General features: G+C 63.5%; 26 protein-coding genes. 7 read left to right on the plus strand and 19 right to left on the minus strand.

Annotated features, from left to right (window positions below; translation table 11 throughout):
* Positions 1-23: 23 nt before the first annotated feature.
* Entirely contained in the window at positions 24-1,208 is a 1,185-nt protein-coding gene (uxuA, locus tag DBIPINDM_RS10305; protein ID WP_258585619.1) for a mannonate dehydratase, read from the minus strand.
* A gap of 103 nt (positions 1,209-1,311) precedes the next feature.
* Here uxuA and DBIPINDM_RS10310 point away from each other — a divergent pair, with 103 nt between their 5' ends.
* Positions 1,312-2,097 carry an SDR family NAD(P)-dependent oxidoreductase gene (locus DBIPINDM_RS10310; RefSeq protein ID WP_258585620.1) on the plus strand — a complete coding sequence of 262 codons (786 nt, stop codon included), beginning with the start codon at positions 1,312-1,314 and terminating at the stop codon, positions 2,095-2,097.
* A gap of 41 nt (positions 2,098-2,138) precedes the next feature.
* Here the strand turns inward: DBIPINDM_RS10310 and DBIPINDM_RS10315 are convergent, their stop codons facing one another.
* Entirely contained in the window at positions 2,139-2,753 is a 615-nt protein-coding gene (locus tag DBIPINDM_RS10315; protein WP_258585621.1) for an alpha-ketoglutarate-dependent dioxygenase AlkB, read from the minus strand.
* Positions 2,754-2,889: 136 nt separating this feature from the next.
* On the opposite strand from DBIPINDM_RS10315, the gene DBIPINDM_RS10320 reads away from it, so the two are divergent.
* Positions 2,890-3,090 (plus strand): KTSC domain-containing protein, encoded by a 201-nt coding sequence (locus DBIPINDM_RS10320; RefSeq protein WP_258585622.1) that lies wholly within the window; start codon positions 2,890-2,892, stop codon positions 3,088-3,090.
* Positions 3,091-3,111: 21 nt separating this feature from the next.
* Here DBIPINDM_RS10320 and DBIPINDM_RS10325 read toward each other — a convergent pair whose 3' ends face one another.
* The 8 genes from DBIPINDM_RS10325 to cyoA all read right to left on the minus strand — a co-directional run bounded on the left by DBIPINDM_RS10325 (position 3,112) and on the right by cyoA (position 11,355).
* Positions 3,112-4,374 (minus strand): DUF763 domain-containing protein, encoded by a 1,263-nt coding sequence (locus DBIPINDM_RS10325; RefSeq protein ID WP_258589239.1) that lies wholly within the window; start codon positions 4,372-4,374, stop codon positions 3,112-3,114.
* Between the two features lie 100 nt (positions 4,375-4,474).
* Positions 4,475-5,011, minus strand: a complete 537-nt coding sequence (locus DBIPINDM_RS10330; protein WP_258585623.1) for a response regulator transcription factor — start codon at positions 5,009-5,011, stop codon at positions 4,475-4,477.
* Positions 5,001-6,350, minus strand: coding sequence for an ATP-binding protein (locus tag DBIPINDM_RS10335; RefSeq protein WP_258585624.1), 1,350 nt, complete (start codon positions 6,348-6,350; stop codon positions 5,001-5,003). The genes DBIPINDM_RS10330 and DBIPINDM_RS10335 overlap by 11 nt, the downstream gene beginning before the upstream one ends.
* Complete coding sequence (locus DBIPINDM_RS10340; protein ID WP_258585625.1) at positions 6,347-7,159, minus strand: SURF1 family protein; 813 nt, start codon at positions 7,157-7,159, stop codon at positions 6,347-6,349. The genes DBIPINDM_RS10335 and DBIPINDM_RS10340 overlap by 4 nt, the downstream gene beginning before the upstream one ends.
* Complete coding sequence (cyoD, locus tag DBIPINDM_RS10345; RefSeq protein ID WP_258585626.1) at positions 7,156-7,533, minus strand: cytochrome o ubiquinol oxidase subunit IV; 378 nt, start codon at positions 7,531-7,533, stop codon at positions 7,156-7,158. Before cyoD ends, DBIPINDM_RS10340 begins: the two co-directional genes overlap by 4 nt.
* On the minus strand, positions 7,530-8,156 hold the full coding sequence (cyoC, locus tag DBIPINDM_RS10350; protein WP_416361748.1) for a cytochrome o ubiquinol oxidase subunit III: 627 nt from the start codon (positions 8,154-8,156) through the stop codon (positions 7,530-7,532). The genes cyoD and cyoC overlap by 4 nt, the downstream gene beginning before the upstream one ends.
* A gap of 9 nt (positions 8,157-8,165) precedes the next feature.
* Complete coding sequence (cyoB, locus tag DBIPINDM_RS10355; protein ID WP_258585628.1) at positions 8,166-10,163, minus strand: cytochrome o ubiquinol oxidase subunit I; 1,998 nt, start codon at positions 10,161-10,163, stop codon at positions 8,166-8,168.
* Between the two features lie 10 nt (positions 10,164-10,173).
* Complete coding sequence (gene cyoA, locus DBIPINDM_RS10360; RefSeq protein ID WP_258585629.1) at positions 10,174-11,355, minus strand: ubiquinol oxidase subunit II; 1,182 nt, start codon at positions 11,353-11,355, stop codon at positions 10,174-10,176.
* Between the two features lie 215 nt (positions 11,356-11,570).
* Between cyoA and DBIPINDM_RS10365 the strand changes: the two genes are divergently transcribed.
* From DBIPINDM_RS10365 to DBIPINDM_RS10380, 4 genes are all read left to right on the plus strand, one after another.
* Entirely contained in the window at positions 11,571-12,893 is a 1,323-nt protein-coding gene (locus DBIPINDM_RS10365; RefSeq protein WP_258585630.1) for an MFS transporter, read from the plus strand.
* 194 nt (positions 12,894-13,087) lie between these two features.
* Positions 13,088-13,267: a hypothetical protein gene (locus tag DBIPINDM_RS10370; protein WP_258585631.1), complete on the plus strand. Its 180-nt coding sequence runs from the start codon at positions 13,088-13,090 to the stop codon at positions 13,265-13,267.
* 7 nt (positions 13,268-13,274) lie between these two features.
* Positions 13,275-13,895, plus strand: coding sequence for a helix-turn-helix domain-containing protein (locus DBIPINDM_RS10375; RefSeq protein ID WP_258585632.1), 621 nt, complete (start codon positions 13,275-13,277; stop codon positions 13,893-13,895).
* A 78-nt stretch (positions 13,896-13,973) separates the two neighbouring features.
* Positions 13,974-14,483 (plus strand): hypothetical protein, encoded by a 510-nt coding sequence (locus DBIPINDM_RS10380; RefSeq protein ID WP_258585633.1) that lies wholly within the window; start codon positions 13,974-13,976, stop codon positions 14,481-14,483.
* A gap of 102 nt (positions 14,484-14,585) precedes the next feature.
* On the opposite strand, the gene DBIPINDM_RS10385 is transcribed toward DBIPINDM_RS10380, so the two are convergent.
* From DBIPINDM_RS10385 to DBIPINDM_RS10405, 5 genes are all read right to left on the minus strand, one after another.
* Positions 14,586-15,605, minus strand: coding sequence for an NADP-dependent oxidoreductase (locus tag DBIPINDM_RS10385; protein WP_258585634.1), 1,020 nt, complete (start codon positions 15,603-15,605; stop codon positions 14,586-14,588).
* A gap of 131 nt (positions 15,606-15,736) precedes the next feature.
* A complete protein-coding gene (locus DBIPINDM_RS10390; RefSeq protein ID WP_258585635.1) occupies positions 15,737-16,660 on the minus strand; it encodes an acetamidase/formamidase family protein in 924 nt (307 codons plus the stop codon).
* 26 nt (positions 16,661-16,686) lie between these two features.
* On the minus strand, positions 16,687-17,640 hold the full coding sequence (locus DBIPINDM_RS10395; protein WP_258585636.1) for an ABC transporter permease: 954 nt from the start codon (positions 17,638-17,640) through the stop codon (positions 16,687-16,689).
* 4 nt (positions 17,641-17,644) lie between these two features.
* The gene (locus DBIPINDM_RS10400) at positions 17,645-18,670 is read right to left on the minus strand and encodes an ABC transporter permease (protein ID WP_258585637.1); all 1,026 of its coding nucleotides are present in this window, start codon (positions 18,668-18,670) and stop codon (positions 17,645-17,647) included.
* Positions 18,670-19,581, minus strand: a complete 912-nt coding sequence (locus DBIPINDM_RS10405; protein ID WP_258585638.1) for an ATP-binding cassette domain-containing protein — start codon at positions 19,579-19,581, stop codon at positions 18,670-18,672. Before DBIPINDM_RS10405 ends, DBIPINDM_RS10400 begins: the two co-directional genes overlap by 1 nt.
* Here DBIPINDM_RS10405 and DBIPINDM_RS10410 point away from each other — a divergent pair.
* The gene (locus DBIPINDM_RS10410) at positions 19,541-20,026 is read left to right on the plus strand and encodes an SDR family oxidoreductase (protein ID WP_258585639.1); all 486 of its coding nucleotides are present in this window, start codon (positions 19,541-19,543) and stop codon (positions 20,024-20,026) included. The two genes, DBIPINDM_RS10405 and DBIPINDM_RS10410, sit on opposite strands and share 41 nt — an antisense overlap.
* A gap of 28 nt (positions 20,027-20,054) precedes the next feature.
* On the opposite strand, the gene DBIPINDM_RS10415 is transcribed toward DBIPINDM_RS10410, so the two are convergent.
* From DBIPINDM_RS10415 to DBIPINDM_RS10430, 4 genes are all read right to left on the minus strand, one after another.
* On the minus strand, positions 20,055-20,876 hold the full coding sequence (locus tag DBIPINDM_RS10415) for an ATP-binding cassette domain-containing protein (RefSeq protein ID WP_258585640.1): 822 nt from the start codon (positions 20,874-20,876) through the stop codon (positions 20,055-20,057).
* Positions 20,876-21,862, minus strand: coding sequence for an ABC transporter permease (locus DBIPINDM_RS10420; RefSeq protein ID WP_258585641.1), 987 nt, complete (start codon positions 21,860-21,862; stop codon positions 20,876-20,878). Before DBIPINDM_RS10420 ends, DBIPINDM_RS10415 begins: the two co-directional genes overlap by 1 nt.
* A 132-nt stretch (positions 21,863-21,994) precedes the next feature.
* Positions 21,995-23,011 (minus strand): substrate-binding domain-containing protein, encoded by a 1,017-nt coding sequence (locus DBIPINDM_RS10425; protein WP_258585642.1) that lies wholly within the window; start codon positions 23,009-23,011, stop codon positions 21,995-21,997.
* Positions 23,012-23,170: 159 nt separating this feature from the next.
* Positions 23,171-24,772: an FGGY-family carbohydrate kinase gene (locus tag DBIPINDM_RS10430; RefSeq protein WP_258585643.1), complete on the minus strand. Its 1,602-nt coding sequence runs from the start codon at positions 24,770-24,772 to the stop codon at positions 23,171-23,173.
* Positions 24,773-24,876 lie beyond the last annotated feature (104 nt).

Below are 24,876 nucleotides of genomic sequence, written 5' to 3' on the forward strand. Positions count from 1 at the left end.
CACACCTTAGGCACCAAATTCAATCAGGCCAGTCCGAACTGCTCCACGGCGCGCATGATGCCGCGCAGTTCGGCGAGGCCTTTCAGCCGGCCGATCAGCGAGTAGCCGGGATTGATCTTCTTCTTGCCGATATCGTCGGCGAGCACGTGGCCATGGTCCGGCCGCATCGGGATGCGCCAGTCGGCACGGCCCTCTTTGCGGCGCCGCGCCTCCTCCTGCATCAGAGCGAGGATGACATGCGCCATGTCGGTGCCGCCCTCGAGATGCTCGGCTTCGTAGAACGAGCCGTCCTCCTCGATGGTGATGTTGCGCAAATGAACGAAATGGATGCGGCCGGCGAATTCCTTGACCATGGCGACAATGTCGTTGTCGGCGCGGGTGCCGTAGGAGCCGGTGCAGAAGGTCAGGCCATTGGCCGGGCTGTCGACGGCGTTGAGGATGAAACGCGCATCCTCAGCGATCGAAACGACGCGCGGCAAGCCATAGAGCGAAAAGGGCGGGTCGTCGGGATGGATGCACATGCGCACCCCTTCCTCTTGCGCCACCGGGATAATCTCGCGCAGGAACCAGGCGAGGTTGTTGCGCAACTCCTTCGGCCCGATCCCGTCATACTCGGCCAAAGCCTCGCGGAAACTGTCGCGGTCATACTTGCGCTCGGTTGCCGGCAGGCCGGCAATGAGATTGCGCTCGATCTGGTCGATCTGCTCCGCTGTCAGCGCCTTCAGCCGCTTCTCGGCCTCGGCGATCCGCGCCGGCGTATAGCTGGCCGCGCCATTCTTGCGCTGCAGCACGAACAGATCGTAGGCGGCAAAGTCGATGGCATCGAAGCGCAAGGCGTAGCCGGTTGTCGGCAGGCGATACATGAGGTCGGTGCGCGTCCAGTCCACCACCGGCATGAAATTGTAGCAGATCGTCTTGATGCCGGCCCGGGCGAGCGTCCTGATGCTGTCGCGATAGTAGCCGGCATAGCGCTCGCGTTCGGGCGCGCCGATCTTGAAGGAATTGTGGACCGGGATGCTCTCGACGACAGACCATGTCAGGCCGGCGGCCTCGATGATCCGCTTGCGTTCGAGCACATCGGCTTCGGGCCAGGCCCGGCCATCGTAGATGTGGTGAAGTGCTGAAACCACGCCGGTGGCGCCAGCTTGTCTGACATGATCGAGTGTCACCGGATCATCCGGACCATACCAGCGCCAGCACTGTTCCATTGCCACTTTCCTTTTTGCAAGAGACCGGCAACCTATTGTTTGACGACGATGAGTGTCAAACTCAGAACCAGATTTTTCGATAGCGCATGAAGGAGCTCCCGCGATGAAGGATTTCGACGGCAAGGTGGCATTGGTGACGGGGACGACCGGCATCGCGCTCGCCACCGCAAGACGGCTGGCGCAGGGGGGAGCTGCGATCATCGCCTGCGGCATCGACCGGGCCGCCAATGCCGCCATGCAGGACAGCCTTGCCAAGGCCGGAGCGGACGCGCTGGTGCAAACGGTTGACGTCTCCGTTTCCGATCAGGTGCGCGATGCGGTCGCGGCCGGCGTCGCGAAATTCGGCGGCATCGACGTCATCGTCAATTCGGTAGCGGTCCATCCCTACGGAACCGCGACAACGACCGATTGGGAAACCTGGAACCGGGCGATGACGGTCAATGTCGGCTCGATCTACCTGACCGCCCATTTCGGCATCCCGGAAATGATCAAGCGCGGCGGCGGCGCCATCGTCAACGTCGCTTCGGTGCAAGGTTTTGCCTGCCAGCAGAACGTCGCCGCTTATGCCACGACCAAGGGCGCCATCCACACGCTGACCCGCTCGCTGGCGCTCGACTACGCGGCATCAGGCATAAGGGTGAATTCGGTCAGCCCGGGCTCGATCCGCACGCCCATCCTCGAAAAGGCCGCGCGTGGCGACAATGGCAGCGATGCCGATGTCGAAGAGGCCTACAGGCGCTTCGGCGCGGCGCATCCGCTTGGCCGCATCGGCGAGCCGGAGGAAGTGGCGGAGCTCATCGCTTTCCTGTGCTCGTCCAAGGCCGGCTTCTGCACCGGCGCCGACTACAAGATCGATGGCGGCCTGACCGCCGGCATCGGCGTGAAGTAGACGTGTGACGATCGGCATGGCCTTCACCGCCGGCACGATGCTCAGGGGTTTTGGGAGCGCAGTGTCCGCAAGGTTATCGAATAGCGGTGTTCGGCAAGCGGCGGGATGCTGTGCTCCCATTCGGTCCGTGAAGACCCGGTCATGAGATAGGCCGACCTTGGCTCGACGATGATGGTCCGGCGCTCCCATTTGTCGCCGCTCTTTCGCCGCAGCCGAAAGCCGCAAGGCGCCAGCAGCGAAACGCCGGCGACGTCCTCGAAATGCGGCTTGTCGCGATGCCAGCCGATACCGGCGCCAGGCCGGTATTCATTGATCAGCACCTGCGCGAAGGCCTCGGCTGGCCGGCGCGCAAAGGCCGCGACCTTCTCGCGCACAGGCAGCAGGAAATCAGGGATCGGCGCCGCCTCGACGACTTCACGCCGGTCATAATCGTAGCGCAGGCCAAACCCGACGACGCGCCGGTTTGCCAGATGGCCATGGAAATCGAACGCCTCGAACGGCAATCCTTCGAGATGCCGGGCGAGCTCTGCTTCTTCCTGCGGCGTGATCAATCCGGGTTGGTAGGCGAAACCTTCGGGCAACTCCTCAGCATCGCCAAAGAGATCGTGCTGGAATGCCAGAGCGGGGCCGGTGACTTTCGATTTGAGCGGCGACATCCCGCCTAGATGGTGAGGGCCGGACCACAAGGCAATACGGAGCCACGCTTGGTGCGCGACAGATAGTGCGCTGGGTAACGGCAGGGAACCGGACCATGGCTGGCGGATTTATCTGGCTGAGCAGTCAGGTGCCAGCATGCCATCGACCGCGATCCGAAACACCCAATACGATCCCGCGACCAGAACGCTCTCCGTCTGGTTCGTGCCGAGCGGCCATCGCTATGACTATGCGGACGTTGCCCCGGCAACCTATGCGGCTTTCAAGAAGGCTGCCTCGAAAGGCCGCTTCTTCAATGAGTTCATCCGCGATCGCTACAGCTACCGTCGCGTGGCATGATGCGGAAGCAGGGTCAGCCCGTCACGCCTTCTTGTTGAGCTCCGCGGGCGCCTTGTCCGGCGCCGGTTCCCAACCAAAGACGCTGCGGCCGCCAAGCAGATGCGACTGGTCGAATTCGCCGGCGACAATTTCCTTCAGGCTGGGGCCAGTCACATATCGCTCGACCTGTCGCGACTGGTCGTCAAGCCGCTTCAAGGCGCCGATTTCCTCTTCGCGGCCAAGCCTGGCCTTCTGCACGGCGGACTTCAGCACGCCGATCGTCTCGTCATAGACCTTGAGTGGAACAGGAAACGGATGCCTGTCCTTGCCGCCATGGGCGAGTGAGAAACGGCCGGGATCGGAAAAACGGCACGGCGCGCCATGCACCACTTCAGCAACGAGGGCCAATGCGCGCACGGTGCGCGCGCCCACGCCGGGAACCAGCAGAAGCTCGGAAAAGTCCGCCGGGCCACGCTCCGCGGCCGCCGCCATGTTTCCATGCAGGCGACGCATTATGACATCGCTTTCGCGAACATCGTGGTGCGCCGGCATGACCAGATGCGGCAGCAGCGGCTGCTCCGGAGCCAATGCGGCGCCTGGCTCCAGGGCAGCGAACTCCCGCAGGATGCGGTCCGGGCCGAGGTCCTGAAGCAAGTCCAGCTGTCCCTGGCGCGAGGCCTCGGCGCGGCGGTCGGTCAGGTTGACGATCTCGCCCTGGTTGGCACCCTCGATGGCGGCATGCGGCTGATCGACGAAACTCTTCAAACCCTCAGACAGCCAATGGTAGCGGCGTGCCACCTTGCTGTCGCCGTTCATGCCTTGCTGCACCACCACCCAGTCGCCGTCGTCGGTGACGATGAAGCCATGCAGATAGAGGTCGAAGCCATCCTGAACGGCGGCGCTGTCGACCTTGGCGACAAGCCGGCTGACGGTTGCCAGGTGCGCTCCGTCGAAGCCGATGCGCTCGCCGATGGCGGCCAGTTCATGCGGGGTTTTTCGCGAATGCGCGCCACGGCCGCCGCAGACATGAATGCCGAGTTCGCCCGACAGCGGCGTCAGACCGCGTTTCAGGGCGCCAACGACGCTGGTGGTGATGCCAGACGAGTGCCAGTCCATGCCCATGACGGCGCCGAAGGACTGGAACCAGAACGGATGCGCCAGGCGCCGCAGCAGCTCGTTGCGGCCATAGTGATGGATGATCGCCTCGCACATGACGGCGCCAAGACGCGTCATGCGGTCGCCCAGCCATTTCGGCACGCGTCCGCCGTGAAGTGGAAGATCAGCACTGCCCGATCGTTGCGCCAAGTCCGTTGCCTGTTCCGATGCCTGTCCGGACAGATAAGTATCCCAGACCGCGCAGGGAAGCATTGAATACTCCCGCTCAGTGGTCGGCGCAGCGCTCCCGCTATCTCACCACGCGTTTCTCGAGCTTGCGGGCCAAAGTGCGCCGGTGCAGGCCAAGCCGGCGCGCGGTTTCGGAGATGTTGAAGCCGGTCTCGACGAGCGTTTCGTGGATGCGTTCCCATTCGAGGTTCTTGATCGACGTGGGACGGCTGCTCAGCGAGACGGAAACATCGCCCTCGGCCCGGCCGAAAGCGGCTTCGATGTCATCGGTGTTGGCGGGCTTGGCCAGATAGTGACATGCACCGAGTTTGATCGCCTCGACCGCCGTGGCGATGCTGGCAAAGCCGGTCAGCACGACGATCCTCATCGAAGCATCGCGGGCGCTGAGTAGTTTGACGCATTCCAGCCCGGAGCCGCCGGCGCCAAGCTTAAGATCGACGACGGCGTATGCCGGAACCGCTGTTTCGAGGGCGCGAGCCAACTCTTCCCTGCCGTGGCAGACCACAACGTCGTAGTCGCGCTTTTCGAAGGAGCGTTTCAGCGTCTTCGCGAAGGTGGCGTCGTCCTCGACGATAAACAGGGATCGATCAGGTCTCATGATCATCTCCATCGGTCAGTGCCGCCAGCGGCAGCGAGAGCGTAACACAGGCCCCCTGCTCCATGTTGCGCGCCGAAAAGTCGCCTCCCAGCTTTCGAACCACGTTGACGACGAGGAACAGGCCAAGGCCACCGCCCGGCCGTCCCTTGCTCGACATATAGGGCTGGCCGAGTGCCGCCAGAATAGCCTCGTCAAAACCCGGCCCGCGGTCGTGCACGGCAATCACCAGTGTCTCGCCCTGCCGCTCGGCAGTGACGCCGACCCAGTCGGGCGATGCTTCCTGGGCGTTGTCGAATACGTTGAAGATGACCTGCTTCAGCGCCGTGTCGGAGACGATCTGCTCGTCGGGTTCGAAATCGTTCTTGTACTCCAGAGTGAGCGGCTGGCGGCTGCCGCGCCACTCCTGGACCAGATCGTCGATGAAATGGCGGATGCTGGTGCGGATCGTGCCTTCGCCCCGCGCCTGCCCCGAAGACATGAGGATGCCCGACACGATGCTTTTGCAGCGCTCGATCTGCGCCTGCATTTCGGAGACGTCCCCGGCCAACTCGCGGTTGCGGGTGACGCTGCGCGTCTGGCGCCAGTCGGAGAGGATGACGGAGATGGTCGAAAGCGGCGTGCCCAGTTCATGCGCGGCACCCGAGGCGAGCAGGCCCATGCGCACGATGTGGTCCTCCTCGGCCGAGTGTTGGCGCAGATCGGCGAGATAGGCGTCGCGCTCGCGCAGATTGCGGTTGATGCGCGTCATGAAGATGACGATCAGGCCCGCCGCCAGCACGAAGCATATGAACATGCCCCTGATATGCAGGGCCAGCAGGTCGCTGCCGCCGTGATGCGGGATCGCGATCGGCTGGAACTGGAAGGTGAGGAAAACGAAGCAGGCGGAAGCCGCCGCCACCAAGATCCAGGTGGACCAGGGTGTCAGCAGCGCGGCGCCAAGCGTGATCTGCAGCAGATAGAGCGACACGAACGGGTTCGAGGCACCGCCGCTCAGGTAAAGCTGCGTCGTCAGCGCCGCCATGTCGAAGATGAGCGCGACAAACAGCTGCGCGTTGCTGATCGGGCGCCGGCCGCGCGACGCGAGCAGGCTGAAGATGTTCAACCCGACCAGGAAAAGCACCACGCCGGCCATCTCCGCCAGCGGCAGCGGGATGTCGAACCAGTATTCCGTCGTCAGAATGGTGAGCACCTGACCGGCCACCGCCAGCCAACGCAGTTGGATGAGCAGGAGCAGGTTTTTCCTGTTCGCCGCGTCGGGATCCGAGACCGTGCCGCCGTTGCCGGCAAGGGATACCGCGAAGGATTTGTCGTTGCGAAGCGTTTGTGTCGGAGCGCTCATCTTGCTGGTCCTCGCCGCCAGCGGCGGCCGATGATCGGCGCGGCCAGGGCTGCGGCGAGCATCGCAGCGAGCGTGAACCAGGTCAAAGCATAGACAAGGTGGCTGTTGCGGAAAGTCACGACGGTCAAACCACCGCGCGGCCAGTCGCCGGATGCTTCCGCATCGACGAAATAGGGGGCGACGTCCGTCTGGCCGTGCGTGGTGGCGATTGCCGCGACGTCCCGCGAATACCAGCGATTGCCCGCGGCATCGTTGTTGCGCAGGAAGCCGCCGCCGGGCTCGCTCATGCGCAACAGCCCGTCAACGACGGTCGACGAAGCGAAGCCGCCCCTCTCTTGTTCGAACTCGGCCTTGCGCTCCAGGGGGATGAAGCCGCGATTGACCAGCACGACAAAGCCACGGTCGGTTCGCATCGGCGTCAGCACCCAATAGCCGCCGCCAAGCTCCGTCACCGCCTGCACCAGCGTGTTCTCGCCGCCCAGAAATCGACCCGCCAATCGCACATGGCTGTACTCGTAACCGGCGGCGGTCATGCCGGCCCAGTTCTCCCGGCCGGGCGCATCGGCAACCGGAGCGTGGATGCGCTGGTCGACGCGGGCGATCAGGTCGAGCTTCCAGACCCGCCTTTCCAGCTGCCATATGCCAAGCCCGAGAAACACCAGCACGCCGAGGAGCCCGAGCAGTGCGAGGAAAAGCCGCGACGCGGGCGATCTGCCGGCGTCCTTTCGTGGCGCGGCATGCAAGCTGATGCCGGCCTGCCCGATCCGTGCCTTGACAGTGGTCCCCTCCGCGCCCGGCGCCGGGCTCATGGCATCTCGCGCATGTCGTGCAGCCCCGGCATCATGTTGGCGTTGAGGTGGTACATCACCCAGAGCGAACCGGTCAGCACGATGACGACCAGGATCAGCGTGAAGATCAGGGCCAGCATCGACCAGCCGCCCTCGGAAGCGGTGTTCATATGCAGGAAGAAGACCATGTGGACGACGATCTGCACCACCGCGAAGGCCATGATGACGATGGCCGTGACCTGCTTGTTGTCGATGGCGCCGCTCATGACCAGCCAGAACGGGATGGCGGTCAGGATCACCGACAAGATGAAGCCGATCAGATAGCCCCTGAACGATCCGTGCGCGGCTCCACCATGGGCGTGGCCGTGATCGGCAGCGTGATCATGAGTGCTCATCGCAACATCCCCATCAGGTAGACGAAGGTGAAGACGCCGATCCAGACGACGTCGAGGAAATGCCAGAACATGCTGAGGCACATCAGCCGGCGGCGGTTGGCCTCGGTGAGGCCGAACCTGGCGACCTGCGTCATCAGCGTCACCAGCCAGACGATGCCGAAGGTGACATGCAGGCCATGCGTGCCGACCAGGGTGAAGAAGGACGACAGGAAGGCGCTGCGCTGCGGCGTGGCGCCTTCATGGATCATGTGTGAGAACTCGTAGAGTTCGATCGACAGGAAGGCCAGGCCGAACAGGCCGGTCACCGCTAGCCAGGCTTGCGTCGCAGCGACCCGACCCTTGTCCATGGTCAGCATGGCAAAGCCATAGGTGATCGAGGAGAGGAGCAGCATGGTGGTGTTGACCGCCACCAGGTCGAGGTCGAACAGGTCCTTCGGCGCCGGCCCCGCCGCGTAGTTGCCGCCGAGCACGCCATAGGCCGCGAACAGCATGGCGAAGATCAGGCAGTCGCTCATCAGATAGAGCCAGAAGCCAAGCATGGTGCTGCTGCCTTCGGCGTGCGCATGCTCTTCTTCCAGGTGGAAGACCGGTTCGGTGCCGGCCGTGGTTGCTATCGAAGCCATGCTCAAACCCTAGCCCTGGGCGGCGAGGAGCGTCGTCCTCGCCGCCTCCGTCTGCGTGACCTCAACAGCCGGAATGCGGAAGTCGCGGTGATAGTTGAAAGTGTGGCCGATCGCGGTGGCGATGAGGCAGACGAAGCTCAGCGCCGCCAGCCACCAGATGTACCAGATCAGGCCGAAGCCGAGCGCCACGCTGAAGGCCGCCAGGATGACGCCGGTGCCGGTGTTGTTGGGCATATGGATCGGCTTGAAGCCGGAGAGCGGCCTGACGTAGCCGGCCTTCTTCATGTCCCACCAGGCGTCGTTGTCGCGCACGACAGGCGTGAAGGCGAAATTGTAGGCGGGCGGCGGCGAGGAGGTCGACCATTCGAGCGTACGGCCGTCCCAGGGATCGCCGGTCGGATCGGTCAGAGCCTCGCGCTTGCGGATGGAGACGAAGATCTGGATCAGGAAGGCGGCGATGCCGCAAGCGATCAGCACCGCGCCGAAGGCGGCGATGACGAACCATATCTGCAGCGAAGGGTCGTCGAAGACACGCATGCGGCGCGTCACGCCCATCAGACCGAGGATGTAGAGCGGCATGAAGGCGAACCAGAAGCCGACCACCCAGCACCAGAACGACACCTTGCCCCAGAACGGATCGAGCTTGAAGCCGAAGGCCTTGGGCCACCAGTAGGCAATGCCGGCAAACAGGCCGAACAGCACACCGCCGATGATGACGTTGTGGAAGTGCGCGATCAGGAACAGGCTGTTGTGCAGCACGAAATCCGCGGGCGGCACGGCAAGCAGCACGCCGGTCATGCCGCCGACGGTGAAGGTGAGCATGAAGGCCATCGTCCACATCATCGGCAGCTCGAAGCGGATACGGCCGCGATACATCGTGAACAGCCAGTTGAAGATCTTCGCTCCCGTCGGGATCGAGATGATCATCGTGGTGATGCCGAAGAAGGAATTGACGCTGGCGCCGGAACCCATGGTGAAGAAGTGGTGCAGCCAGACGAGGTACGACAGGATGGTGATGACCACCGTGGCGTAGACCATCGAGGTGTAGCCGAACAGGCGCTTGCCGGAAAAGGTCGAGGTGACCTCGGAAAAGACGCCGAACAGCGGCAGGATGAGGATGTAGACCTCAGGGTGACCCCATATCCAGATGAGGTTCACATACATCATCGGGTTGCCGCCGAAATCGTTGGTGAAGAAGTTGGTGCCGACATAGCGGTCGAGCGCCAGCAGCGAGAGCACCGCCGTCAGCACCGGGAAGGACGCCACGATCAGCACGTTGGTGCAAAGCGACGTCCAGGTGAAGACGGGCATGCGCATCATCGTCATGCCGGGCGCGCGCATCTTGATGATGGTGCAGATCAGGTTGATGCCGGACAGCGTTGTGCCGACACCCGCCACCTGCAGCGCCCAGATGTAATAGTCGACGCCGACGTCGGGACTGTAGCCGATGCCGGAGAGCGGCGGATAGGCGAGCCAGCCGGTGCGGGCGAATTCGCCGACGAACAGCGATGCCATGACCAGGATGGCGCCGCCGACCGTCATCCAGAAGCTGAAATTGTTGAGGAATGGGAACGAGACGTCACGCGCGCCGATCTGCAGCGGCACGACGAAGTTCATCAGCCCGGTGACGAAGGGCATCGCCACGAAGAAGATCATGATCACGCCGTGCGCCGTGAAGATCTGGTCGTAGTGATGCGAATTGAGGTAGCCCTCGGAACCATTGAAGGCGATGGCCTGCTGCAGGCGCATCATGATGGCGTCGGAGAAGCCGCGCAGCAGCATGACCAGGCCGAGCACCATGTACATGATGCCGATCTTCTTGTGGTCAACGCTGGTGAACCACTCACGCCAGAGATAGGTCCAGAGCTTGAAATAGGTGATGACGCCAAGAAGGGCGATGCCGCCGAGCGCCACCGCAGCGAAGGTGGCGACGACGATCGGCTCGTGCAGCGGCAGCGAGTCTAAGGTGAGACGGCCGAAGATGAATTTGGTCAGCGTATCGGGCATCTTCTGTCTCTCACAATTCGCGCCGCAGCAGGCCGAGCGACGGCGTATCCGCCTCGGCGCGACGGCTCTCGGTGCCTGGCCTCAGCAGCCCCGCCCCGCGCAGCGGGGAAAGATTCCTGGCCGGCCAATCCGTCGGCGTGGCATCGCTGGCCGCGCGCGTCGCCGCGGCCGCCTCCTCCGCTGTGCAGATGCTGGCGACATAGGACGGTTCGTTGCCGAACACCGCGCCGCGCCGGGCGAGCTTGTCGTATTGCAGCGGCAGCGTGTTGCGCACACCCGCAAGACCGAGGCCGCCCTTGGCGTCGATCGACATCATCTCGTTCATGCACATCTTGCCGCGCTCGACGCACAGATTGAGGATGGCGCCATAGAGGTCGGGATCGACGGAGGCATAGTGGCGGACCGGCTCGTTCTCGCTCGGCTTTTCAAGCTCGAGATAGCTGTCGCGGTCGAGCGCCGCAGACGCGGTCCTGGTCTGCGCCACCCATTGCTCGAAAGCCTGGTCGGACAGGCCGTGGAAGGCGAAGCGCATCCCGGAGAAGCCGGCGCCGCTGTAATTGGCCGAGAAGCCGCTATAGGTGCCCGGGCGATTGATGACGGCGTGCAGCTTCGTCTCCATCGCAGGCATGGCATAGATCTGCCCGGCAAGAGCTGGAATGTAGAAGGAATTCATCACCGCCGACGAGGTGATGCGGAAGTCGATCGGCTGGTTCACCGGCGCCGCCAGTTCGTTGACGGAGGCGATGCCGTAGTCCGGATAGATGAAGAGCCATTTCCAGTCGAGCGCCACGACCTCGACCCGCAGCGGCTTGTGCAGCTCCGTGACCGGCTGGCCGGGCTCGATCCGGTCGATCCGGCGATAGGGGTCGAGCAGATGCGTGCCAAGCCAGGTCAAGGCGCCAAGGCAGATGATGATGAGCAAAGGGGCCGCCCAGATCACCAGTTCCAGTTTGGTCGAATGATCCCAGTCCGGCGCATAGGTCGCCGAGGCATTGGATTGCCGGTAGCGCCAGGCGAAGAAGACGGTCAACGCCATGACCGGCACGATGATGATCAGCATCAGAAGGGTCGAGACCACGAGCAGGTCGCGCTGCTGGGCCGCGACATCGCCGGCGGGCGCGAGCACGACCAGATCGCAGCCGCTGAGCAGCCCGGCCAGGGGAAACAGAAGCAAGGCTCCAAATCGTTTCATCAAACGCTGCCCTCGATGGACCGCGGCAACCGTTAATGTTGCAGTGCGGTATCGATCCAAGGGCTACTGCTCGCGGCGCTGCGGTAACATTGGACAATTTGTCCAATGCCCAGCTGGCATGGCTTTGGCGCAGTGTGCAGTGCACAATGGAACCTTTGGGGAATCCCCAGAATTGGGTCCCGGACACTTCATTCCACGCGGTGGCGACGGATAAGATGGCACAGACTTCGACTGCCGAAACGAACAGCGAGCTGATCGGCTCGCATCATGGCCAGGTCAGCGCCGGCGATATCGCGGTCGGCGTGATCGTCGGCAGGACGTCGGAATTCTTCGACTTCTTCGTCTATGCGATCGCGTCCGTCATCGTGTTCCCCAAGCTCATATTTCCGACGCACGATCCGCTCGTCGGAACACTCTATTCGTTCTCCATCTTCGCGCTGGCCTTCGTCGCGCGCCCTTTCGGCTCCGTGCTGTTCATGGCCGTCGATCGCGCCTATGGCCGCGGCGCGAAACTGACGATCGCGCTGTTCCTGCTCGGCACGTCGACCGTCGCCATCGCGTTTCTGCCGGCCTATGGCGACATCGGTGCGGTCGCGATCTGGCTTTTGGCGCTTGCCCGCATCGGACAGGGGCTGGCGCTCGGCGGAACATGGGACGGACTGCCCTCGCTGCTGGCGCTGAATGCACCTGAGAATCGGCGCGGCTTCTATGCCATGATCCCGCAATTGGGCGCGCCGATCGGCCTCATCGTGGCCAGCGCACTCTTTGCCTTCTTCGTCGCCAATCTGTCGGCCGACGACTTCCTTGCCTGGGGCTGGCGCTATCCCTTCTTCGTCGCCTTCGCGATCAACGTCGTGGCGCTGTTCGCCAGGCTGCGCATTGTCGTCACGCCCGAATTCTCGAAATTGTACGAGAGCGGAGACCTGCAGCCGACGCGCATCAGGGACACGATCCGGGCCGAGGGCCACAACGTCGTCGTCGGCGCCTTCGCACCACTGGCGAGTTTTGCCCTGTTCCATATGGTGACGGTGTTTCCGCTCTCCTGGGTGTTTCTGTTCACCAATGAGGGGCCGGCACGCTTCCTGGCGATCGAGGCAGTGAGCGCGCTGTTCGGCATTGCGGCCATCGTCGCATCGGGGCCACTGGCCGATCGCGTCGGGCGCCGTGCGCTGCTCGGCGGTTCGGCGATCGCCATCGCCACGTTCAGCGGCTTTGCTCCGCAGCTTCTGGATGGCGGCACCGTCGGCGAGGCACTGTTCATGGTGCTGGGCTTCATCCTGCTGGGGCTGAGCTTCGGGCAATCATCGGGCGTCGTCGCCTCGAGCTTTTCCCGCCAGCATCGCTATACCGGCTCAGCGATCACCTCGGATCTGGCCTGGATGTTCGGTGCCGGCTTCGCGCCACTCGCCGCCCTGCTCCTGGCCGGCAATTTCGGCCTCATCGCCGCCGGCGCCTATCTGCTGTCGGGCGCTGCCTGCACATTGCTTGCGCTGTGGATCGACGGGCGCCGTCCGGCGGCGGACCGTCAGCCCGACTGATCTGCCAGTTCGCGACTACGGGTGGTGCGGCCGACGGCACGGGCGACCTGGGCCGCATTGCTATGCTCGCCTGCCTGCCTCATGCGGCATTCGTATTTTCCCTGGCAGCCCAAAAATGGAATGCAGCACCCCGCCGGCCAACCGGCCAGCGGCTAATATCAGACATTATCCCGCGACCATGCAGGAAGCACATAATGTCCGCGCAAGCCGCCAATGTCGTCAGTCTGGATGCCTTCCGGCATGCCCGCAACGCACAGCATTCGACGCGTCCGCCGGAGGCACCCTTCATGATGCCCAGCGTGGCTCCAGTCGCCTGGGTGCCGGTCTGGTTCATGCCGGTCTATTGGGTCGGTGCACCGTCGACGCTGAATTGACATCGCCGTGGCGGACGCCTTCTCGAATGTCATCGAACTTGCCGACAGCGGGGACGTCGCCAGCGAACTGCCGCAGATTCTTGGACGCAACCTGCGCAGGCTGAGAACACGACAAGGCCATTCGCTTGAACGGTTGGCGAAACTGTCGGGCGTCAGCCGCGCCATGCTGGGCCAGATCGAGACCGGCAGAAGCGCTCCCAGCATCAGCCTGCTGTGGAAGATCACGACGGCTTTGGGCGTTCCCTTCGCAACATTGCTCGACAGTCAAAAGGTGCAAGGAACCCTGGTCCTGCGCCGCCAGCATGCGAAAATCCTGACGTCGGTCGACGGCAAGTTCACATCGCGGGCCTTGTTTCCTTTCGACGCGGAACGGAAGGTCGAGTTCTACGAGTTGCGCTTTGCGGCCGGACACACCGAAAACGCCGAGGCGCATGCTGCGGGCACGATCGAGAACATCATCCTGGCGAAAGGCCAGCTCGAAATCCAGGCGGGCCAGGAAGCCGCCCATCTGCTTTCCGAAGGAGACGCCATCCTGTTCGAAGCCGATGTGCCGCACAGCTACAGGAACCCCGGCGACAGCGAGGCCATCGCCTATCTCGTCATGACTTATGTAGAGGCTGTCGGCTGAACGAAAAAAGGGGCCGGCTAGCCGACCCCCTCTAAAAAACAAAGCGGCAGCGCTCAGGCCATCGAGCCCATCATCATCATGCCGCCGCACATCATCATCATCGGCATGCCGGCGCCGTTCATGGCCATCATGCGCTTGCAGCATTCCATGAACATGTCCTTCGAGGCGTCGCTCATCGGGGTCATTTCGCAGACCATGCCGGTGGCGGTCATCTTGCAGGTCATCATGCACATCATCGCAGGCATCATGCCCTGCATCGGCATTGCGCCCATCATCATCGGGTTCATCGGCATGCCGCCCATCATCGGCATCATTCCACCCATCATCGGGTTCATCGGCATCATGTTGTTCATCATCGGCATCGGCTGCATCTGCATTGCGGGATTCATGATCTGCTCCGTCTGGTTGAGAGACGTCCCGCAGCGGCAGGCCGTCGATGGCGGAGCTCTACGCCGCGAAATCGCGCTTCGACAACATCAATTCCAGGCCGCCCGTCGCTTTCCTCCGCTACAACGGAGGAAATGTCCGTCGCATTGGAAAAACGCCCTTCAGCCGACCTTCCCCATGCTCAATATGCCTTCCAAGTGAGCATCGATTACCCGGATTCGCTGCAGAATTGGTACGACATTTTGTCAAAGGAGGCCGCCGTAGAAGCCGCCTCATGACACCTGACTCGCTTGCGCGACGCAGTTATTGCGCAACCCGCACGATGAGCTTGCCGAAGTTCTTGCCGTCGAGAAGGCCGAGGAAGGCTTGTGGCGCATTCTCCAGGCCATCCACGATATCTTCCCTGTAGCGGACCTGCCCGGACGCGATCCACCCGGCCATCTCGCCATAGAAGGCCGGGCGCTGGTCGACAAATTCGCGCTGGATGAAGCCCCTTATCGTCAGGCTGCGGTGGAGCACTTGCTGCATCAGCGTCGGCAGCCGGTCGGTGCCGGAAGTCGCGATGGTGTTGTATTGCGCGATCAACCCGCAGACCGGCACACGCGCGAACTCGTTCAGCAGGGGAAACACCGCATCCCAGACAGCACCGCCGACATTCTCGAAATAGACGTCGATACCATCCGGGCAGGCAGCCTTTAACTGCTCGGCGAAATCGTCGGCCCGGTGATCGACGACCGCGTCGAAGCCGAGCTCCTGCCGCACGAAGGCGCATTTGTCTGCACCGCCTGCGATGCCAACGGCGCGCGCGCCCTTGATGCGAGCGATCTGGCCGACGGCCGAGCCCACCGCGCCGCTGGCCGCTGCCACGACCACCGTCTCGCCAGCCTTTGGCTGTCCGATCGTCAGCAGGCCGGCATAGGCGGTGAAGCCCGGCATGCCGAGCACGCCAAGCGCGGTCGTAACCAGCGCGGCCGCGGGATCGAGCTTGCGCAACCCGACACCGTCGGACAGGGCAAAGCTCTGCCATCCCGAGTGGGACAGCACGATATCGCCTTCAGCGAAATCGGCATGGCGGGATCTGACGACACGCGCGACGGTGCCGCCTTCCATCACGCCGTCGATCTCGACCGGCTTGGCATAGGATCTGGCGGCGTTCATGCGGCCGCGCATATAGGGATCAAGCGACAGATAGAGGATCTGGAGCAGCAATTCGCCCTCGCCCGGCTCGGCGATCCCGACGGACTCGATGCGGAAGTCGCCTGGCTTTGGCCGGCCTTGCGGTCGTGCCGCCAGCACGATGCGAGTGTTCGTCTCAGTCGACATTGGGTGCTCCCTTCAAGCGACGTTCTATGCGAAGAACCGATGGTCGCTATCAGGCCGAGATTCTCGCGCGACGTCGATCCCTTATACCGTCGTCTGAATATGCCGCGCCACTGGGACGCCCTGAACTGGACTCAGGGCAAAGCGCTCCTTGGAATCGAGCAAAGGACGCTGAACGACGGATTGACCAGGTTTCCGATGCGCAATTTGCAGCATTGGCTGACAAGCTGGTGCGCGTCCATCAGATCCAGTTTTGCCCGCCGCGCGACCCACCGGACAAGGCCCGACGCGGCGATCCGGACGGCGTCGTCGACGGGCCGTGCGCAGCCGATGACGCCGATGTGGCTCTCGGTTTCCAGCCTCGGCCAATCGAACCCGTCTTCGGGCGCAAGCCGGTCGATCGACAATGTCGTGTTGAAGGCGCCTTCGATCGCGGTGCCCGCGATCTCGCCGTCGCCCTGCGCATAGTGTCCGTCGCCGATATAGACATGCCCGCCATCGACATTGGCCCTGATGTAGAGCGTGGCGCCGGGGCCGAGATCCGGAATGTCTAGATTGCCGCCGAAGTCACCCGGGACGACGCCGAGGCGGACTTCGCCATGCGCCGGCGCCACCCCCAGAGTGCCATGAAATGGCCGGAAAGGAACTTGCAGCCGCGCCCCGGAACGCGTCGGCGTCACAAGCGAGGCCCGATCGGCGTCCAAGGTCCAGATCCAGACGCGCTCGTCCTGCGGCTGCTGGAGGTTCGGATTGACGCGCGTGCCCGAGAGCAGGCCGAAATCGGGCGAGATCGTCGCGACGCCCCAGTCGCGGGCGGGCTCCAGCGCGATCAGGCGGATGGCGAGAATGTCTCCGGCGACAACGCCGTCGACGGCAATCGGCCCGGTCAGCGGATTGACCTTCGGGTACGGCGCAACCTCACGCGGCCGGCCATTGACATCGGTCAGCCTGCCGGAAAAGCAGTCCTCGGTGAAAACGGTGAAGACCTCCCCGGCACGTACGGTCCTGCGGGGCGCATGGCCGCCGAAATGAAACACGAAATCATCTTCTTGCTGCATGGGTTGGCCGCCTTGCGTCATGGTGGTCAAAGGTTTGAACGTTGCGGATCGGATGACCCGCTCGCCGGCGCTGGTTCGAGAATCCTGGCCGGCCGGTTGCGCAGGTGAAGCCGCCAGCGCGCGAATGTCAGCCCGAGAATGGCCGCGAGATAAGGCAACATCAGGACGAACTGCGAGGGGATGGCGAGCGCCTGAAGGCGGTCGCCCAACGCTCCGAAGAAGCCGAACAGCACCGCCGCTGCAGCCGTTGTCCAGGGCAAGCCGCCACTGAACAGCGTCGCGGCAAGGCCGATGAAACCACGGCCGCTGGTCATCTCCGGGAGGAAGAAGTGCAGCTTGTCCATCGAGATCTGCGCGCCGGCGAGACCTGCCAGGAGGCCGCTGATGGCAAGCGCCAGCGCCTTCATGCGCGCAACATCGATACCGGCGGAGCGCGCCGCATGCTCGTCTTCGCCCGCGGCGCGCAAATAGGAGCCGATCGGCGTCTTGTAGAGGAAGACAAAACAGGCCGGCACAGCCAGGAACGCCAGGACAACGATGACGCTCTGCCCCTCCAGCGCCGGACCGAGCAGCGGCACGAGGGCAAGCGCACCGGCCGGAATGTGCCAGAGATCGGGGAAGGTGATCGGACGCAAGCCACCCGGGCTTCTGTAGAACCATTCCAGCGCAAACAGACTGCCACCGGCGGCCAGAAGGTTGATGCCGAGACCGGCAACGATGAAATCCGCGGAAAACCGCAAGGTCATCAGCGCCAGAAGCTGCGACATCAGGATCGACGCAACCAGCGCGCACAAAAGCGCAAGTGCAGCACTTCCGGATGCGTTGCCGACGGCAATGGCGGTGAACGCGGCCACCAGCATCATCCCCTCCACGGCAACGTTGAGGATGTTGGCGCGCAGCGTGATCATCGCTGCCAGGGCCGCCAGCACGATCGGCGAGGATTGTTCGAGCCCCGAGGCGAGAAACGAGATGTATGCCATCGGCCTAGCCCCGCGCCCGGGCGTTGAGCCGCGCCGTCATCAAGAGCACGAGAAGGCCCGTGAGGAGATTGACCAGCGAACGCGGCACGTCGGTGGAGATCTGCATGTAGGCGGCGCCGTTGATGATCATGGCATAGAACAAGGCCGTCGCCAGCGCGCCGATCGGGTGGATGCGCGCCAGCAAGGCGCATGTGAGGCCGACCAGCCCGTAGTTGGGGGAGAAATTCTGTTCGAAACGATGGCCGATCCCCAGCACGTAGAGCGTACCCGCCAAACCGCCGAACCCGCCGGCCAGCAGCATGGCCATGACAATGCGCCTGTCTGCGGGAACGCCGATGGTCCTGGCAAAGCGCAGATTGGTGCCGGATGCACGCAGCTGCGCGCCCCATTCCGTCCTGAACAGCGCCACCCAACTCACCACCGACAGCAAGGCCGCGACGATGATGCCGCTGGTGGCGCCCGGCACGCCGGGAAACGCCGGCAGCCATATCTTTTGCGGCAGCAACGCGCTGACGGCGCCGTAGCTGGTCGGATCGCGGATCACCTGATTGGCGAGATAGGACGTGAACAACAGCACAATGATGTTCAACATCAGCGTCGTGACGACCTCGTCGACGGCAAGCCTGACCTTGAGGACCGCGGGTATCCAGCCGAGCAACGCGCCGGCCAGGATGCCCCCCACGACCACGAGCGGAAAGAGCACCACCGCCGGAAGGCCGGAAAGGGAGACGCCGATTACGGTCGCCGTGATGGCACCGGCATAGAGCTGGCCCTCGCCGCCGACATTGAAGACGCCGGCTCGGAACGAAAAGATCACGCCGAGCGCGATCAGCGTCAATGGCGTTGCGCGATTGAGGAACAGGGCGAAATTGCCGAGTGAATCGAAATTGGCCAAAAGCAGGTCTCGATACGCGCGAACCGGTTCGTCGGTGATAGCGGCAACCAGCACGAAGCCAATGGCGAGCGTCAGCGCAATCGCGGCGACCGGCGCGCGGATGGCCTTCAGCAGGTCGATGACAGTGCTGCGCATCAGTTGACCGCCCCGAGCGAACCGTTCATCAGCGCACCGACCGTCACTTCATCGGCATCGCCGCGCTCGAGGACGCGCAAGAGCTTGCCTGAATACATCACGCCGATCCTGTCGGAGAGCGCGAATATCTCGGACAGTTCGGACGATATCAGCAGCACGGCGCGGCCGCGATCGGCGGCCGCCATGATGCGCTCGTAGATGAATTCGGCAGCGCCGATGTCGAGGCCCCGCGTCGGCTGGCTGACCACCAGAAGCGTGGGATCGCGGTTCAACTCCCGTGCGATGACGACCTTTTGCATGTTGCCACCCGAAAGGCTGCCGACCGGCGTCGACGGCTGCGCGCCACGAATGTCGAATTCCGCGATCTTGCCTGCCGCGAACGCGTCGACCCTGTCGGTGCGCACCAGTCCGTGCCTGATCAGGCCGGCAAGGCTGTAATTGGTCGCGGCCAGATTCTCGCCGACGCTCATGGTGACGCTGAGGCCGCGATCGAGGCGGTCCTCCGGGACGAAGCCGAGGCCGGCTTGCTGGCGGCCCGGCACGTCGACCGTGGTGACGTCCCGGCCGTCGAATTCGATCGATCCGGCCTGGATATCGGTGAACCCGGCGATGACTTCGGACAGCTCGGTTTGCCCGTTGCCGTCAACGCCGGCGATGCCGACGATCTCGCCGGCGCGGACCTCGAGTGAAATGTCGTCCAGCAGCCGCCTGCCGGCGGCATTGGCCACGGCGACATGGCGAAGCCGGAGCTTGGTGGCGCCGAAGGCGCGTTTGCGCGACTGACCAGCGCGGCCGACAAGAAAAACATCGCGGCCGACCATGTCGCGGGCGATGTCGGCCTCGCTGACGTCGCGCGTCAGATGCGTCGCTATGGTTTTGCCGTGCCGCAGCACCGTCACCCTGTCCGACACCGCCATCTTCGACAAGGTGATCACCGTCAACGCACGCGGCGCGCTGCTGGTCACCAAATATGCGACGCGGCAGATGGTGGCGATCGGCAAGGGCGGCGCGATCGTCAACGTCTCCAGCCAGGCGGCGCTGGTCGCGCTCGACGGCCACATCTCCTATGGATCCTCCAAGGCGGCGTTGGAAAACATCACCCGCTGCTCGGCGCTGGAGCTCGGCAAATACAACATCCGCGTCAACAGCGTGAACCCGACCGTGGTGATGACGCCGATCTCGTCCGGCCATTGGAGCCAGCCGCATGTCGCCGAGCCGTTCCTGAAACAGATGCCGCTCGGCCGCTGGGCGACGGAGGATGAAGTCGCCGGGCCGATCGTGTTCCTGCTCAGTGATGCGGCCTCGATGATCACAGGCATCCACCTTCCCATCGACGGCGGCTACACCTGCCGATGAGGCTTAGGCCAGGGATACGTGTTGCTTTCTAACCGGCTTGAAGTCCTGCCGCCTCTTCGACTTTCGCCGCGCCGGTCATGATGGCGACGACGTCGGCCATGGTGTGGGTTTTCGGACTGACCACGGCCGCGCGTCGGCCGAGGCGCATAATGTGGATACGGTCGGCGATTTCGAAGACGTTCGGCATGTTGTGGCTGATCAGGACCACGGGCAGTCCGCGCTGCCGGATTGCCCGGATCAGGTCGAGGACCTGTCCCGTTTCCCGCACGCCGAGCGCTGCCGTCGGCTCATCCATGATCGCGAGCTTCTTGGCGAACAATGCGGCTCTGGCGACCGCGACGCCCTGACGCTGGCCGCCTGACAAGGATTCGACCGCGGAGCCGATCGACGGCAGGCGGAATTTCAGTTCCGCCATGCTGCGCTCCGCCTCCGCGCGCATACCCTTCTTGTCGAGCATGCGCAGGACATTGCCGAGAAAGCCGGGGCGGCGGCGTTCCCGGCCCAGGAACAGATTGCTGGCGATATCGAGCGCCGCCGCAACGGCGAGATCCTGATAGACCGTCTCGATGCCCAGCTTGCGTGCCTCCAGCGGCCCCTTGAAATGAACGGGTTGGCCGTCCAGCAGGATTTCGCCGCTGTCGGGGATGAGCGCGCCGGTCAATGCCTTGATCAGCGAACTCTTGCCAGCGCCGTTATCGCCGACCACCGCCAGGATTTCGCCGGCGCGCAGTTCGAAATCGACACCGTCGAGGGCGGTGACGTGGCCGTAGCGTTTGACCAAGTTGCGCGCTTCGAGGATGACACTACCTGGGGCGGTCACCACCGGCACTCCGGATGCAGCAGCCACCATCACCGCCTCCCCCTGGTCAACTGGTCGAGCGCGACCGCCACGATCACCAGAATGCCAGTGATCAGATCCTGCCAGAGCGGATCGATGCCCGCGAGCGTCAGCCCGTTGCGCAGCACGCCGACGATCAGCGCACCGATCAGCGTGCCGATCAGTCCGCCCCGGCCGCCGAAGAGGCTGGTGCCGCCGATGACGACGGCGGTGATGGAATCGAGATTGGCGGTCTGCAAGGCATTGGGGTCGGCATTGGGGATTCGGCCCAGCGCCAGCCAGGCCGCGATCCCATAGATGAACGCCGCAAGGACGTAGACCGAGAGCAGGAGCCGTCCGACCGGAATGCCGACAAGCCGGGCGGCTTCGGGATTGTTGCCGACCGCGTAGACATGCCGTCCCCATTGGGTCTGGTTGAGCAGGAACCAGACCAGTCCATAGAGGAGGAGCATGATGATGACGCCGTAGGTCAGGATGAAACCGTTCAGGCGAATGGTGCTTCCGGTCCAACCGAGAAATGCGTCGGTGACGGGAAATGCGCCGCCTGCCGAAATCAGCCTGAGCGCGGCGGTGATGATGCCCAATATGCCGAGGGTGACGATGAAGGGCGGCAGGCGCAGGCCGCTGATCAGGCTTCCCGCCGCGACACCGGCCGCCGTGCAGGCAAGAACGGCCAGGGCCATGGCCAAGACGGGGTCATAGCCGCTGTTCGCCAGCTTCCCGGCAAGAATGGTGCCCAGTACGCATATCGCGCCGACCGCTAGGTCAATGCCGGCGGTCAGGATGATCAAGGTCTGGCCAATGGCCAAGGTGCCGATGATCACCGTCTGCTGCAGAATGATCGACAGATTCTGGGTGGCGAGAAAACGCGGATTGGTCAGCGAAAAGATCACGCCGAAAGCCAGCAGCACCAGCAGCGGACCCACCGACGGCGTGCCGATGAACTTCTTGGCAATGCTGGACGTCCTGCCGAAAGAAAGTGCCAATGACGAATTCATAAGTGCCCTCTGGAACAGTCGCCTCGTTCCCGGCCTCAAGGGTCGGGCCGGAAACGAACGGGACCATGCCGCTACAGATACCGCCTTGTCGACGGCCTGTCCGGCATGGTCCCGCCGGGAGGGTTCTTAAAATCAGTCGCCCCAGCAGTTCTTGAGGCCCCATTCGGTATCCTTGGAATCTATCCCTGCGATCGGCTTGTCGGTGATCAGGAACGAACCGGTATTGACGAACCCGCTCGGCTTCTTGCCGCTGGCCGCATACTCCACGACAGCGTCGACGCCATTGGCCGCCATCTTGTAGGGAAATTGCATGACGGTGGCGGCGATCTGGCCGGCCTTGACGTTGCGAACGCCGGCGCAGCCACCGTCGATCGAGGTCAGCATGACATCGCCTTCCTTGCCGAAGGATTTCAAGGCCGCGTAGGCGCCGGCGGCGGCCGGCTCGTTGATGGTGTAGACTGCGTTGATGTCGCCGTTCTTGGAGAGCAGGTTCTCCATGCCGACCTGGCCCTTGTCCTGCGCTCCATTGGTGATGGCCGAGCCGGCAATGGCCGGATCGCCTTCGGTAAGCCCGAAGCCCTTCAGATATCCATTGTGCCGGAACGTATCGACCGTGCCGCCAGGCGTTCCATCGAGCATCGCCAGCACCGGCTTCTTGTTGCCAAGTGCCTTGCGCGCATAGGCGCCCTGCTGCACGCCGGCCTCGAAATTATCCGTGGCGAAGGTGGCGTCGACGGCATCGGCGGGATCGGTCGCCGTATCGAGCGCGATCACCAGGACCCCTGCATCGCGCGCCTTCTTGATGATACCCAGCATGCCGGTCGAGTTGTTCGGCGTCACCAATATGCCTTTGGCGCCGGCGCTGATCAGATCCTCGATCGCAGTGACCTGGCCTTCATTGTCACCGTCGAACTTGCCGGCACGGGCGATCAGCTTGACGCCCTTGGCCTTGGCCTCCTCTTCGGCGGCCTGACGCATTTTGACGAAGAACGGATTGACCTCCGTCTTGGTGACGAGGCCGACGATGACTTCCTCGGCCGAGGCATGGCCGGTCACCGCAAAGGCGGTTCCGAAGAGCACAAGGCCCGCGGCGGCTGATTTGACGATGGCTCCGGACCTGGCGCCGATTGAAATATGCAAAATGGACATGAACTCCTCCCGAGTTGTTGAACCTTTCTCCTCAAAGGCTCAGCGATTAACGCATAAGTTTTGCATACGGTCAAACATTATGTAGGTAATTATGTATGTTTTTATACATAATTACCTGGGCAAGGCGGCAGACGCCCACAAGGCCCGCAATCGCCTTGCTCAGGCGACCGATTTCGTTTCCTCCCCCGGCTGGTCGAGCAGCGGCGACGCTGCCGTGTTCAGATCGTGCATGGCGTTGCGCACGGTCCGATTGCCGCTGAGCTCCCGATAATTCCTGTAGAGAAGGCGGTAGGCGGCGGCGCTTTCCGGGCGAGGCTGGTAGGGCGTGAAGGTGCGTGCGCCGAACCGGGCCGTGCCTTCGGCGAAGCCGCTCACCAGTTCCGCCGCGACCGCGCCATGAACCGCCGCGCCGACAGCCGTTGCATGGGTAATGCTTGGAACCTCCACGACGCGGCCCAGCACGTCGGCCATGATCTGCACCAGCAATGGATTGTTCTGGGCCAGACCGCTGGTCAGGATGATGCGGTCGATGGCAAAATCGCCGGCCTCGAACAGGTCGACCACCGTGCGCGCGCCGAAACACAGCGACTCGATCAGGGCGCGATAGATGCCGACGCCGGTGGTTTCGGTGGTGAGGCCGAGAAGCAGGCCGCTGAGGTTTGAATCCGCAAGCGGCACGCGGTTGCCGTTCCACCAGTCGAGCGCCACGAGATGGTTGGCGCCGGGTTCGAGTTCGGCTGCCTCGCGGTTGTAGATGCGGAAACTTTCCGCCTCGTCGGCACCACGCGGAAAAGCCTTCACGAACCAGGCGAGCGTGTCGCCGAACCCGGCCTGCCCGGCCTCGTAGCACCAGAGATCACGAACCGATCCATCCTTGGCCACGCCTTCGATGCCGGGCGGCAAAGGGCGGAACTGCTGGCTCAAAAACAGATAGACAGCCGAAGTTCCGAGCGCGCCGACGAGACAGCCGGACGACACGGCGCCAACCGCGGGCAGCACGACGTGGGAATCGATGACCGCCACCGCAACGATCGCGCGGCCGCTGATGCCGGTGCGCGTGCGCCATGCCTCCGACAGGCTTCCACCCGAACTGCCGATACGGTGCGGCACCGACAGCCTTTCGGACAGGCCGGGCACGATCCCCTGCGGATAGCCTTCAGCCTCGGAATACTGGGCCTTGTAGGCCGCGAAACCCAGACTGCGCACTTCGTGGCCGGTCAACTGCCAGACAAGCCAATCACCGGATTCGATGAACCGTCCGGCCACACTCCAGATGTGCGGTGCTTCATCCGCGATCTCAGCCGCCTTCGGCAGCAGCCATTCCCCGGAGAGCTTGCCGCCGAAATTGCGCAGGAAGGCCCCGCCCCGACGGTTGATCGCGTCGGCATAGGGCTGCGCGGCGCGATGCTTCCACAATTTGACATAGGCATGCGGCTCGCCGGGATAAAGCTCGGAAAGGGCGGTGCCGTCGGCGGCGGTCGGCATCGGGGAACTGGCCGAGAAGCCCAGCCCGATCGACTCGATGACCCGACCACGCCCCAGCACATCCAGGATTTCTTCCGCCGCCTCGAGATAGTCGGCGGCGTTCTGCAACGCCCATGAGCGCGGCAAAAGCGTGCCGTCAGGCAGGCTTTGCGTCATGACATCATGGCGATAGGCATGCGTGTGACTGGCGATCTGCTCACCGGTCGCGGCATCGAGCAGGACGCCGCGGGCTGAGCCGGTGCCGTAGTCCAGTCCGATGATATAGGTTGCAGTCATTCTCGCCTGCTGCCTTTCCAAATCGGGCGACGTATTCCTCTTATTCATCGATATATCTATAAGTCAACGCATTATTGCATATTTTTGTACAAAAGATGCGCCGC

Origin of the sequence: Mesorhizobium sp. AR02 (genome assembly GCF_024746835.1) — a bacterium.
GTDB lineage: Bacteria > Pseudomonadota > Alphaproteobacteria > Rhizobiales > Rhizobiaceae > Mesorhizobium.